Below are 13,533 nucleotides of genomic sequence, written 5' to 3'. Positions count from 1 at the left end.
ATGAATCCCGATACGCTTTTTGTTTTTTTCATTAAATGAAGTAAGTCTCCTGCTCAGTTGTAACTGTTGTCTTGCAAGATAAGAGGGGAACGTGTATAATATTCTTAACAAAAATGTAACAAATATATAAGACAACAAAGAAACACAATAGTGATTATAAATTTGACCGAATCAAGTAGCGAAGCGGATTGGGAATATCCGCTTGACGAATAAAAAACAGAATATGAATGAACAGGAGAAAAAGTATGAGAAAAGCGGATTATGTGAAAAAGGGACTGCTGGCAGGATTGCTGGCGATATCTGTATGTATGGCATTTCCATTGCATTCTGCGAAGGCCAATCCTCATTATGACAGGCGAAGCACAGTGGCAGAGGAAGAACTGGAAGGTGTACCCTCAGCAGGGGCTTCAGAGAAAACTGAAAAAAAGGTATCCCCCAAAGCATGGAAAAAAATAAACGGGGTCTGCTATAACGGCAGCGGCGTGGCTATACCGGGAGCTATTACATGGGGAATGGATGTTTCTGAATGGCAGGGGAAAATAAACTGGACAAAGGTTAAGAACGCAGGGATTGATTTCGCACTTGTGAGAGTTTCTTATGGTTTGAACTATATAGATAAAACCTATGATTATAATATGACCCAGGCAGAGCTGGCAGGTGTTCCTGTGGGAACCTATGTGTTCAGCACTGCGACAAGTACAGAAACAGCCTTGAAAGAGGCTCAGCTTGCTATTTCGAAAATGGACGGTTATAAGGTTTCTTATCCGGTAGTTTATGACCTGGAATATAGTGGGATGCAGAAGCTTTCTTCTACAGAGATTTCCAGACTGGTGCTGACTTTTTGCAATGAGGTACGGAAGGCAGGATACTATCCTATGGTCTATTGTAATACATACTGGCATGATACTTATGTGGACTGGAGCCTTTTATCCGGTCTGGATGTGTGGATCGCCAGGTACGGAGATGCTATTCAGGCTCCGGATGCAGAACGCTATTCCTATACAATATGGCAGGCTACAGACGGAAATACTGCAAATAGACTGAACTCTACCAGAGGGCTGATTCCTGGAATTCCCGCAGAGAATGATGTAGATGTGGATTTTGGATATGTAGATTACACCAGAAAGATTACGCCCAGATGGAAGGCGGATTCCAATTATACACCTTCTGTAAAGCCGGATCAGGACGGAGACAGTGTACAGGAGCCTGTCAAAAATGGCTGGATAGAGGAGGATGGCACCCTCTGCTATTATACTGAAGGAGTGAAAGCTACAGGCTGGCAGACAATAGAGGGAAAAACCTATTATTTTTCGGAAAACGGTGCTGCAGCTAAGGGGATGAAAAAGATTGACGGTAAATATTACTGGTTCCATGCCAAAAAGGGATGGATGTATAAAAACCGCCGGGTAACCAGGACAAACGGGGATATCTATTTCTTTGGCAAGGATGGTGTCAGATACCAAAATGGTATGTTCAGAGTAAAAGAAAGTGGAGTATATCATACCTATTATTTCCAGAAAAATGGAAAAGCATATAAAGGCTGGTTGACATATCAGGGTAAAAAGTATTATTTTTATAAAGGCAGTTCTAAGCTTTCAGGGACCCGGGCAGAAAATATTACCCTGACCAGTGCCAGAAAGATAGTATCTGTATTTGACAAAGATGGTATATGTATCAGACAGTATAAGAAAAAATAAATGAAAAGAAGGATGAAAATGAAAAAGACGAAGAAAATAATAGGCATCGTTTTAGCAGCAGCAGTGGGAATTTCAAGCTTGTCTGCCGGAACATCAGTATATGCAGATAGTGAAACAACATCAGTACAGAAGCATGTAGTAGTATTGGATCCGGGACATGGGGGCGGAGAGTCAGGTGCCAGTGCTGTATATAAAGGTAAGGTATACCGAGAAGAGGAGATCAACTGGAAGATTGCCAATTACACGATGCAGGCATTAAGTAAAGAGAACAATATTGAGGTTTATCTTACCAAATCCAAAAATGAGACAAAGGGACTCAGTGAGAGAGTGATGATCGCAAAGCAGTATCATGCTGATCTGCTGGTAAGTCAGCATATTAATGATTCTGAGAGTTCTTCGCCCAATGGTGCATCTGTAATGATCTCCAAGGGAACTTACAGACCAAAGCTGGCTGTACAGGAAAAGCTGTTTGGCAGTTATGTGGTGGAAGAACTGAAAAAACTGGGGCTTCGTATCCGCTTTCCGGAAACAAAGGGAATGGAATACCGGATGAGTGAAAGCGGAAGCAAATATCCTAATGGAAAACCACGAGATTATTATGGGATTGTTGCACAGAGTGTGGAGGCAAATATTCCGGGAGTGATCATTGAGCATGCATTTATCAGTAATCGGTCAGATGTTACCAGATTCCTGAGTTCCAATGCCAAATTGAAGAAGATCGGTCAGGCAGATGCCAATGCCATTGTCCGGTATTGCAAACAGCTGCCTGATAAAGTTATTATGGAAACACCAACTCCTACACCGACTCCCGTACCCTCTGAACCGGAGAAGTTTTGGAAAGAGAAGAACGGAGATTACTATTATTATATAAAGGGAAAAGTGCAGAAGAACAAGATCCTTAATCTGGAGGATGGTATTTATTATGTAGATAAAACCGGAAAACGGCAGTATGGCTGGCAGACTGTGAAGGAAAAAACTTATTATTTCCAGAAAGACGGAAAAGCTCAGCTTGGATGGCTGGAGTTAGATGGAAGCTGGTATTATTTTAATACGAAATCCGGTTTTATGTATAAAAATATCATGTTAATTTCCCCGGACTCTTCCAAGAGATATATTTTTGATAAAAATGGAAAGAGATGCAGTGGATGGTGTACCTATAAAAAGAACCGTTATTATATAGATAAACAGGGATATGCGTATACAGGATGGCTGCGTCTGAATGGAAAATGGTATTATTTTAACAGAAAGACGGCCTGCATGTACAGGAATATGACTGTGAAATCTGCTTCGGGAAAGAAGTACATCTTCGATTCCAAGGGAGTTTGCACAAACAGGAAGTGATTATGATTACTATTTTCAGAAAGATGGAAAAGCATAAAACAGTATAAAAAGAAATAGAAGCAATTTGATCCAAAAGACTCTGGAATTTAATTACGGAGTCTTTTTCAAATGGAAATATAGAAATAGTGTAGTATAATAAATACAGCAATCACAAATATGAGGAGAGTGGACATGAAGAAAATTGTGATCATAGGTGCAAATGATTTTCAGAGACCGTTAATTCAGAAAGCTCATGAAATGGGATATGAAACTCATGTGTTTGCCTGGAGAGAAGGTGCGACAGGAGCCAAAGATGCAGATTATTTTTATGAAATAAGCATTACGGAAAAAGAAAAAATCCTAAAGATATGTCAGCAGATCAGACCGCAGGCAGTCACTACCATAGGATCGGATCTGGCAAATATTACAGTACAGTATCTGGCAGAAAAACTGGGACTTCCGGGAAACAGCAAAGAATGTATTGAAAATTCCACTAACAAATTTCAGATGCGCAGTGCATTTTTAAAGGCAGGGATCTGGACTCCGTTTTTTGGCGTTGTGGGGGAGAATGACGTAATACAGGTTCCGGACTATCCGGTCATTGTGAAACCTACAGACCGTTCAGGAAGCCGTGGGATTACCAGGGTAGAACGTGAGGAGGAATTGCAGGCTGCAGTTTCCAGGGCAATAGAACAGTCTTTTGAAAAGAAAGCAATCATAGAGGAATACATAAAAGGTGCGGAATACAGTGTAGAGACGATCAGTTATCAGGGCAGACACACTCTTCTGGCTGTCACAAAGAAATATACTACAGGAAATCCTCATTACATAGAAGTCGGACATCTGGAACCTGCACCATTGAAACCGGAAATAAAAGAGAAAATCAGGAAAACAGTTTTTGCAGCACTGGATGCCCTGAAAGTGGAGAATGGCGCAGGGCACAGTGAGCTGCGTATTGACAGAGATGGAAATGTAAGAATTATTGAGATTGGTTCAAGAATGGGCGGTGACTGTATAGGCTCAGATCTTGTGCCATTATCTTCCGGACAGGATTTTGTGGGCATGGTAATAGATGTAGCTGCTGGAAATCCCCCTCAGATAAAGAAGAATGTGAAACAGCATGTTTCTGCCATACGTTTTCTGATGAATATGAAAGAAATCCACAATCTGAACCGGATAAAGGAGAATTATCCACAGACTGTCAGAAAAATTGTGCAGGAAAGTGCTGTGGAGGGAGCATCTATTGTGGATAGTGGAAGCAGACCGGGATTTTATATTCTTCAGACAGATTCTATGGAAGAAATGGAGAAACTTCTGCATCCGGGACCGGAAGTGAATCCAATCCAGATATTTGAAACACCAGTCCAGAAACTGGGCAGTTATGACAAAGAAAATCATTTCTATATGAAACGAGATGATCTGCTTCCGTTTTCTTTCGGGGGGAATAAGGTTCGGTTTGCCCGGGAATTTGTGGAGGATATGAAAGAGAAGCACTGTGACAGTATGATCATTTATGGGAATTATCATTCCAATCTCTGCAGGATACTGGCAACTCTCTGCCATCAGTTGTCCGTTCCGTGTTATATGATCCACAACACAGAAGATATTAAGGATAACCGCGAGACGAATAACAGCCGTATTATCCGCAGGATGGGAGTCAGAGAAATCCGCTGCGGCAAACAGACGATAGCAGAGGCTGTGCAGACAGCCATGGATGAACTTACGGAAAAAGGATACCGTCCCTATTATATTTACGGAAATACAAGGGGTGAGGGAAATGAGCATATTCCTATGCGGTCCTATGAGAAAACATATGATGAACTGTACAACTGGGAGAAAGAAAATCATACATTCTTCGATTATATTTTCCTTGCATCCAGTACCAACGCTACTCAGTCCGGTCTATTGGCAGGAAGCCTGAAATATGAAGATAACTGTAAAATCGTAGGAATCTCCGTATCCCGAAATGAGAAACGCGGAAAAGAAGTGATTGCCGGAAATGTTCGAAAGTATGCAGAACTTTATTCACAGATGCTGTCGGAGAACTGGGAACAGAAAATATATTTTACAGATGAATATATGGAAGGCGGGTATGCTTCTTATTCTGAAGCAGTAGCACAGACTATCCGACAGGTCTATGACAGTGATGGGATTCCTCTTGATATGACATATACAGGAAAGGCTTTTTATGGTATGATGGAATATCTGAAAAAGCAGAAGATTACAGGGAAAAATATTTTATTTCTCCATACAGGAGGTCTTCCGCTATTCTTTGATTTTCTGGAGGATGATAAATAGAAATGAAGAAACTGATGATTCTTGGGGCAAGCTATTCTCAGCTTCCCCTGTATAAGACTGCGGCTGATCTGGGGATTGCAACTGTGGCTGTCAGTACGCCGGGAGACTGGCCGGGATTTCAATTGGCAGATGAGTGTTCTTATACAGATATCTCAGATCCGGAAGCTGTTCTGGAGGCAGCGCAGAAACATAAGATCAATGGAATTGCTACCTGTTGTCTGGATGCGGGAATCCGCTCTGTGGGATATGTCTGTGAACATATGGGGCTTAAGGGGCTTTCAGCGGAAGCAGGAAAGTTATGCTCAGATAAATATCTTATGAAAGAAGCGTTTGTAAGGAATGGTGTAAACTGTGCGCGGCATATCTGTATACGAAACAGAGAAGAGCTGGAAACAGCAGTCGGAACCCTGAAATTCCCGGTAATCCTTAAAGCAGTAGATCTTATGGGAAGCAGAGGGATTTTTCGATGCAATACAAAAGAAGAAGTTTACTCTCATTATGCAGATACAATGACAGCAACCGGAAAAGATTATTGTCTGCTGGAAGAATTTATTGAAGGCGAGATGCTGGGATGTGAGGCAATGATCTGCGATGGGGAACTTCTGTATTGCCTTCCGAATAATATTGAAAATTATCCGGGGTTTGTGCCCACACCGATTGGACATTCGGTTCCATACAGAAAGCAGGAAATTCTCGGAGAAGAAGTGCGAAGGCAGGTAATTCTGGCCTTGAATGCTCTTGGAATGGATAATTGTCCTGTAAACTGCGATCTGATGGAGAAGGACGGAAAGATTTATGTGATTGAAATTACGGGAAGGGCAGGAGGAAACTGTCTGCCGGAAATCGCAGGGCTTTATTATGGAATAAACTATTATGAAGCAATCGTCAGGCTTTCCATGGATATGGATGAAAAGAATCTGTTTGCGGGGAAAAGCCTGAGACCGGCAGTTTTGTCTCATATCCTTACTTCTGATAAAGATGGGATCCTGAAACAGATACATAATGAAAACAATCCGCAGCCGGATCTGGCAGATCTTTCTTTTAATGTGAGCCCGGGTGATGAAATCCGCCATTATGAAAACGGAAGAGACAGGCTCGGACAGGTGATCCTGACAGGGAAAAACCTGCAGGGATGTGAGAATCGTCTGGCTGAGGTTTTGTCTAAAATTAGCATTGAATTTATAGCTTGATTGTGAGAAAATAGCATGAGTAATTATATAAATGAAAAAAAGAGCCTGTTTTTACTGTTACATATAAGTCTTCTGTTCAGTTCTTTAAGCGGGGTGTGTTCGAAGTTTGCATCCGGTTATACAGATAATATTTTTTCCATACAGTTTGTATTCTGGTTTGGTCTGGTTTTTGTGATCATGTTTGGCTATGCCATTATCTGGCAGCAGGTATTGAAAAGGATGCCGCTGACGGTCGCATATGCAAACAAACCGGTTACTCTGATCTGGGGCATTATCTGGGGAAGACTGATCTTTGGGGAAAAGATAACATGGAATATGCTGGCAGGGGCCGCAGTAATATTTTGGGGGATTTATCTGGTAATCAGCCGGAAATCAGAGAATGAGGGAGGAGAGATGCATGAGTAAATCCGTAGGTGCAGTGTGTCTGCTTTTATTTTCGGTATTTATATCTTCTGTTTCTCAGATCCTTTTGAAAAAAGCGGCAAATAAAACTTATAAAGACCATATTCGGGAATATATCAATCCACTGGTTATTTTTGCATACGGGATGTTTTTTGGTTCGGTGATTCTGACTATGTTGTCACTGAAGAATATACCCCTGTCCATGCAGCCAATCCTGGAATCGGCAGGGTATATTTTTGTGACGGTTATGGGATATTTATTCCTGGGAGAGAAGATAGGAAAGAGAAAGTTTGCAGGGATCGGACTGATCATGCTGGGGATTCTGATTTTTTCCCTGTAGATATTATAAGTTAAAATTTCGTCATATCATATGGCGGTAATATGAAAGTGATAAACAGGTATTAAGGAGAGACAAAGGAAATGTTGGTATCTATTGTTATACCATGTTACAATTCAGAACACACTATCGGAGAAGTTGTGGAACTGGCTATACAGGAATTTGATAAACTGGACAGATATGAATGTGAGTTTGTTCTTGTAAATGATTATTCCAGAGACGGTACATGGAACTCTATCTGTTGTCTGGCTGATCGTTATCCCAATGTGAAAGGCATTAATCTGGCAAAGAATTTTGGACAGCATAATGCAATCATGGCAGCAATGTCTCAGGCAGAAGGTGATCTGATTGTGGGAATGGATGATGATATGCAGAACCATCCGTCCCAGATTCCTCAGTTTCTGGCAAAGATTGAAGAGGGATATGACATTGTTTTCGGTGTATTTAAGCAGAGAAAATTTTCTGTGATAAAGAATATCACAGGAGCTGTCAGCAGATTTCTGCTCTGGCATCTTCTGGACAGACCGAAGGATATCCAGATGAGCAGTTTCTGGTGCTGTAGGAAGTATGTCAGGGATGAAGTGGTCAGATATGACGGGTATAATATTTTTCTTCAGGTACTTTTTTTCCGCACCACACATAATATCGCAAATATAGAAATTGAACATTTTGCCAGAGAGGTAGGAGAGTCCAATTATAATTTCCGCAGAGGGCTGAAGCTGTTTATGTCCTGCCTGAATTTTACGGTCATTCCATTGCGTCTGGCAACATTTTTCGGAACAGTATTTTCAGCGGCCGGTTTTGTGGGGGCGCTTGTAGTTTTTATAAGGAAGCTTCTGGATCCGTCGATTGCGATCGGATGGTCTTCTATGATGTGTGCGTTTCTTGTATTGTTTGGAATCTGTTTCCTGATGTTGGGAATCATTGGAGAATACATAGGAAAACTGATCCTTAATATTAATAAAACGCCACAGTATGTTGTGCGTGAGACACGCAATGTAAGGACGGCAGCAGAAAACGGATTTTCTGAGATATCTGATGAAACCAGAAGACCGGAAAATACAGGGGAAACAGATGAGGTAACAGATGATTGATTTTAACAGACCTGCGTATGCAGGCAGGGAACTTGAATATATTAAGGATGCAGTACAGAGGGGGATGCTCTGCGGAGACGGAGAGTATACAAAGAGATGCTCTGCATGGATGGAAGAGAGATTTCACGCAGGTCATGTGATGCTGACGACCTCCTGCACACATGCACTGGAAATGGCAGCCTATCTCTGTGAGATAGAACCCGGGGATGAAGTGATCATGCCTTCCTATACGTTTGTATCTACTGCCGATGCTTTTGTTTTACGGCAGGCGAAGATTGTATTTGTGGATATCAGACCGGATACCATGAATATGGATGAGAAGCTGATCGAGCAGGCGATTACAGACAGAACAAAGGTGATCGTACCGGTTCATTATGCAGGAGTTGCCTGTGAGATGGACACGATCATGAAGATTGCCCGAAAGTACGGACTTAAGGTAGTGGAGGATGCTGCCCAGGGTGTGGATGCATTCTACAAGGGAAAGGCACTTGGAACTATTGGTGATTTTGGATGTTACAGTTTCCATGAGACTAAGAATTATACCATGGGAGAGGGCGGAGCTCTGCTTTACAATGATGACAGATATCAGGAGAAAGCAGAAATCCTTCGGGAAAAGGGAACAGACAGAAGCAAGTTCTTCCGTGGACAGGTGGATAAATACCGCTGGATGGATTATGGTTCCTCCTATCTTCCAAGTGAATTGAACGCAGCGTATCTCTTTGCCCAGCTTGAGGAAAGGGAGAAGATTTATAATAAACGTATGGAAATTTATGAGTATTACCACAGAAATCTGGCACATTTGGCAGCAGAAGGAAAAATAGAGCAGCCATTTGTGCCAGAGGGATGTATTCATAATGCACATATGTATTATATTAAGGTACATGATATGGAGGTCCGCACAAGACTGATCAGGTATCTTAGAGAAAAGGGAATCTGTTCCGTGTTTCATTATGTACCGTTGCATTCTGCACCAGCAGGCATAAAATACGGAAGATTCGCTGGAGAAGATGTTTATACAACAAAAGAAAGTGAAAGACTGGTTCGTCTGCCCATGTTTTATAATCTTGATATGGAAGATGTAAAATATGTGACGGATACCATTGATCAGTTTGATGGATTTTAACAATTATATGTCCGTCGGAAACTGGAAGGTTTTAAAGAGGATTAAAAGATTATTATGAAAAAATGGAAACGGTTACTGCTGATCGGACTATCTGCCTGTATGCTGGCAGTTCCGGCAGCAGATGTATCAGCAGCAGTGGATCTGAATGCAAAATATGATATTTCTTCAAATCAGATCTCGGGATGGCCCACAGGTCCGGAGATTACCTCTGATACAGGTGTATTAATGGATGCAGACAGTGGAATCCTTTTATATAATAAGGGTGGTGATGAACAGCGTTATCCGGCAAGTATCACAAAAATCATGACGCTTCTTGTTGCCGTAGAGAATTCTTCCCTGGATGATCAGGTTACATTTACGGAAACAGGTATCAGAGATATTTCCTGGGATTCCGGAAATATCGGAATGCAGCTTGGAGAAGTGATGAGTATGAGGGATTGTCTCTACGCTCTGTTTATCCAGTCTGCCAATGAAGTGGCTGCTCAGATTGCCGAATATGTGGGAGGTACAGAGCAGGATTTTATCGATATGATGAATAAGAGAGCTGCGGAGATTGGATGTACGAATACACATTTTACCAATGCAAGTGGACTTCCGGACGATAATCATTATTCGACTGCAAGGGATATGGCACTTATCATGCGGGAAGCCATAAAAAATAAAACTTTCCAAAAGATCATGAAGAAGCAGACCTATACGATAAAGCCGACGAATATGAACAGTGAGTCAAGAAGACTTCATACACATCATCCTATGTTTGCAGAGGAATCTCCCTATCATTATGAGGGCTGTATTGGAGGAAAAACAGGCTCTACAAATGCTGCGGGAAGTACACTTGTCACAGTAGTGAAGAGAAAAGCAGGAACTTATATTGCTGTTACCATGAAGGCACAGGAACAGGGATATGCAGTTGCTGATTCAGCAGCAATGTTTGATTATGCATATGATAATTTCAGCAGGATTAAGGTTGAGGGCGGAAGTGTTCTGGTTCCAAATGGAACAGATATAAATTCGCTGACAGCAGATACACAGACAGGCAATGACAGTGAACAGAAAACCTATTATCTGGGGGATTATATGGTGGGAACGGCAACAGTTCCTCTGGTATCACAGGTACCGGATACACCGGCTGTGACAGAAGAACCTGTCACTGATAACAGTGCAGATAATGATGAGGCTGAAAATGAAAGCACAGAAAGTACAGATGCCGTAACAGAAAAAAAAACATCACATAGTCTGTTACAGATTTTGCTGATCATAATGGCCGGGATGGTACTGCTTCTGATCATTCTGGTCATAGCACTTGTAAAAAAAGAAAGAAGATAAATAGAAAAGAGGAAAAGAAAATGGGAAAAATCAAAGTTACAGAATGTGGTGGAATCAAAGGTTTAAAGGTTGTGGAACCTACAGTTTTCGGAGATGCAAGAGGCTACTTTATGGAAACCTATAACTATAATGATTTTAAAGAAGCCGGGATTGATGTAGAGTTTGTACAGGATAATCAGTCAAGCTCTCATAAAGGTGTTCTCCGAGGACTCCATTTCCAGATCAGTTATCCTCAGGATAAGCTGGTACGTGTTGTAAACGGCGAGGTATTTGATGTGGCAGTAGACCTTCGTGAAGGTTCTGAGACCTATGGCAAATGGTTTGGCGTTGTTCTTTCAGCAGAGAATAAAAAGCAGTTTTTTATTCCGAAGGGATTTGCGCACGGATTTCTTGTTCTGTCTGACCATGCGGAATTTGTCTATAAATGTTCTGATTTCTATCATCCGAATGATGAGGGCGGACTGATCTGGAATGATCCGGATATCGGGGTTGAATGGCCGATTCCGGAAGGAATGGAATTAAGCTTTTCTGATAAAGATACAAAATGGGGAAGCTTTAAGGATTACCGTAAATAGGAGAATGCGAGATTGAATACGATTTTTTCATTGCCGATGGATATTTATAAAAACAGACGTCTTGTGGGTAAGCTGGCGAAGAATGATTTTAAAACCAGATATGCAGGTTCTTATCTGGGAATCGTGTGGGCATTTATTCAGCCTGTGATCACAATTCTTGTATACTGGTTTGTATTCTCTGTGGGCTTTCGTTCAGGCACAGGAGATCTGGGAGTTCCCTTTGTTCTTTACCTGGTTGCGGGAATCGTACCGTGGTTCTTCTTTCAGGACGCATTGATCGGGGGAACGAATTCCCTGCTGGAATATAATTATCTGGTAAAAAAAGTAGTTTTTAATATCAGTGTGCTTCCTGTGGTGAAGATTATTTCTGCCATGTTTGTACATGCATTCTTTATACTGTTTACCATTATTTTGTATGCAGCCTATGGAAAATTTCCTGACATCTATTATCTGCAGATCATTTATTACAGTGGATGTGTGTTCCTTCTGGTATTAGGACTTTCCTATGCAACAAGTGCAATTGTTATCTTTTTCAGAGACCTGACACAGATCATCAATATTGTGCTTCAGGTGGGAGTCTGGCTGACTCCGATAATGTGGATCGTGGAGAATTCACCTCTGCAGGGACATCCTATGATCATGAAAATCCTGAAACTGAATCCTATGTATTATATTGTTTCAGGATACAGGGATACATTTCTGATGAAAAACTGGTTCTGGGAACATGCGGGATGGACTGTTTATTTCTGGGTATTTACAATTCTGTGTTTCCTGTTTGGAAGCTGGGTATTTAAACGCCTGCGCATACATTTTGCAGATGTGCTGTAAAAAGGCAGATATCCTGTAATAAAGAAAGTGTCAGAGAAACAGGTATGGCAGAAAGGAAATAATGATAACGTGGAGAGTAAGAAAGTAATTCAGGTGAAAGATCTCACCAAAATGTATAAATTATATGATAAGCCATCTGACAGACTGAAGGAAGCACTGGGGCTTACCAGAAAGAAACTTTATAAAGAGCACTATGCATTGCATGATGTGACATTTGATATTAATGAAGGGGAGTGCGTGGGAATTATCGGAACCAATGGTTCCGGTAAATCTACAATCCTTAAAATCATTACCGGTGTGCTGACTCCCACAGAGGGTGAAGTAAAGGTAGACGGAAGGATTTCAGCACTTCTGGAGCTTGGTGCCGGCTTTAATATGGAATATTCAGGTCTTGAAAATGTGTATCTTAACGGTACCATGATTGGCTTTTCAAAAGAAGAAATTGATGCCAGACTGGACGATATTCTGGAATTTGCAGACATTGGAGACTTTATCCATCAGCCTGTAAAGACATATTCCAGTGGTATGTTCGTGCGTCTGGCTTTTGCTGTTGCGATCAATATTGATCCGGAAATCCTGGTGGTAGATGAGGCATTATCTGTAGGTGATGTCTTTTTCCAGGCAAAATGCTACCACAAATTTGAAGAGTTTAAGAAACAGGGAAAGACAATCCTGTTTGTAAGCCATGACCTGAGCAGCGTATCCAAATACTGTGACAGGGTAATTCTTTTAAATAAAGGTGTAAAGCTGGATGAAGGTTCACCGAAGCAGATGGTAGACCTGTATAAGCAGCTTCTGGTAGGACAGAACCCTGTGAAGCAGAATGGAACTGACAGCGGAGAAAACACGCCGAAAACAGAAAAAGATCATGGGAGCTTTCAGGCAAATCCCAATCTTCTGGAGTATGGAAACCGCATGGCTGAGATCATAGATTTTGAAGTGCTTGATGATAAGGGGATGCTTTCCAATACTATTGAAAAGGGGACTTCTTTTAAGATCAGGCTGAAAGCAAGATTTAATGAAGATATTCAGGAGCCTATTCTTGCATATACCTTTAAGAATATAAAAGGTACAGAGATCACCGGAACCAATACCATGTTCGAGAAAGTACAGGTGGAGAAATCAGGGAAAGGTGATGTGTGCACAGTTACTTTTACCCAGGAGATGAATCTTCAGGGTGGAGAGTATCTTCTTTCCTTCGGATGTACAGGATATAAAGACGGAGATTTCACAGTGTTCCACAGACTTTATGATGCCTGCAATATCACGGTAGTCTCTGCAAAGAACACAGTGGGCTTTTATGACATGAATTCCAGAGTAGAAATACAGTGTGAGGATTAAGT

The 13,533-nt window shown here is 41.4% G+C and carries 12 protein-coding genes; all 12 read left to right on the top strand.

Annotated elements, in window-relative coordinates; translation table 11 throughout:
• Positions 1 to 245: 245 nt before the first annotated feature.
• The gene (locus ACTNDS_RS04660) at positions 246 to 1,697 is read left to right on the top strand and encodes a GH25 family lysozyme (RefSeq protein ID WP_441034023.1); all 1,452 of its coding nucleotides are present in this window, start codon (positions 246 to 248) and stop codon (positions 1,695 to 1,697) included.
• Between the two features lie 18 nt (positions 1,698 to 1,715).
• A complete protein-coding gene (locus ACTNDS_RS04655) occupies positions 1,716 to 3,038 on the top strand; it encodes an N-acetylmuramoyl-L-alanine amidase (protein WP_441034021.1) in 1,323 nt (440 codons plus the stop codon).
• Positions 3,039 to 3,209: 171 nt separating this feature from the next.
• The gene (locus ACTNDS_RS04650; protein ID WP_441034019.1) at positions 3,210 to 5,315 is read left to right on the top strand and encodes a pyridoxal-phosphate dependent enzyme; all 2,106 of its coding nucleotides are present in this window, start codon (positions 3,210 to 3,212) and stop codon (positions 5,313 to 5,315) included.
• 2 nt (positions 5,316 to 5,317) lie between these two features.
• Positions 5,318 to 6,505, top strand: a complete 1,188-nt coding sequence (locus ACTNDS_RS04645) for an ATP-grasp domain-containing protein (protein ID WP_441034017.1) — start codon at positions 5,318 to 5,320, stop codon at positions 6,503 to 6,505.
• A gap of 15 nt (positions 6,506 to 6,520) precedes the next feature.
• On the top strand, positions 6,521 to 6,910 hold the full coding sequence (locus tag ACTNDS_RS04640; protein ID WP_441034015.1) for a transporter: 390 nt from the start codon (positions 6,521 to 6,523) through the stop codon (positions 6,908 to 6,910).
• The gene (locus ACTNDS_RS04635; protein WP_173682747.1) at positions 6,903 to 7,247 is read left to right on the top strand and encodes an EamA family transporter; all 345 of its coding nucleotides are present in this window, start codon (positions 6,903 to 6,905) and stop codon (positions 7,245 to 7,247) included. The genes ACTNDS_RS04640 and ACTNDS_RS04635 overlap by 8 nt, the downstream gene beginning before the upstream one ends.
• 80 nt (positions 7,248 to 7,327) lie before the next feature.
• On the top strand, positions 7,328 to 8,338 hold the full coding sequence (locus ACTNDS_RS04630; RefSeq protein WP_441034012.1) for a glycosyltransferase family 2 protein: 1,011 nt from the start codon (positions 7,328 to 7,330) through the stop codon (positions 8,336 to 8,338).
• Positions 8,331 to 9,461 (top strand): dTDP-4-amino-4,6-dideoxygalactose transaminase, encoded by a 1,131-nt coding sequence (rffA, locus tag ACTNDS_RS04625; protein ID WP_441034010.1) that lies wholly within the window; start codon positions 8,331 to 8,333, stop codon positions 9,459 to 9,461. Before ACTNDS_RS04630 ends, rffA begins: the two co-directional genes overlap by 8 nt.
• A 54-nt stretch (positions 9,462 to 9,515) precedes the next feature.
• Positions 9,516 to 10,787 (top strand): D-alanyl-D-alanine carboxypeptidase family protein, encoded by a 1,272-nt coding sequence (locus tag ACTNDS_RS04620; RefSeq protein ID WP_441034008.1) that lies wholly within the window; start codon positions 9,516 to 9,518, stop codon positions 10,785 to 10,787.
• Positions 10,788 to 10,807: 20 nt separating this feature from the next.
• Positions 10,808 to 11,362, top strand: a complete 555-nt coding sequence (gene rfbC, locus ACTNDS_RS04615; RefSeq protein ID WP_173682751.1) for a dTDP-4-dehydrorhamnose 3,5-epimerase — start codon at positions 10,808 to 10,810, stop codon at positions 11,360 to 11,362.
• 12 nt (positions 11,363 to 11,374) lie between these two features.
• On the top strand, positions 11,375 to 12,190 hold the full coding sequence (locus tag ACTNDS_RS04610) for an ABC transporter permease (protein WP_441034005.1): 816 nt from the start codon (positions 11,375 to 11,377) through the stop codon (positions 12,188 to 12,190).
• Positions 12,191 to 12,301: 111 nt separating this feature from the next.
• Positions 12,302 to 13,531, top strand: coding sequence for an ABC transporter ATP-binding protein (locus ACTNDS_RS04605; protein ID WP_303242171.1), 1,230 nt, complete (start codon positions 12,302 to 12,304; stop codon positions 13,529 to 13,531).
• Positions 13,532 to 13,533 lie beyond the last annotated feature (2 nt).

It is taken from the genome of Blautia sp. HCP3S3_C12 (genome assembly GCF_052064155.1).
Classification (GTDB): Bacteria; Bacillota; Clostridia; order Lachnospirales; family Lachnospiraceae; genus Blautia_A.
Note: the sequence above shows the minus strand (reverse complement) of the source record. Positions and strands in the feature narration are given on the sequence as shown.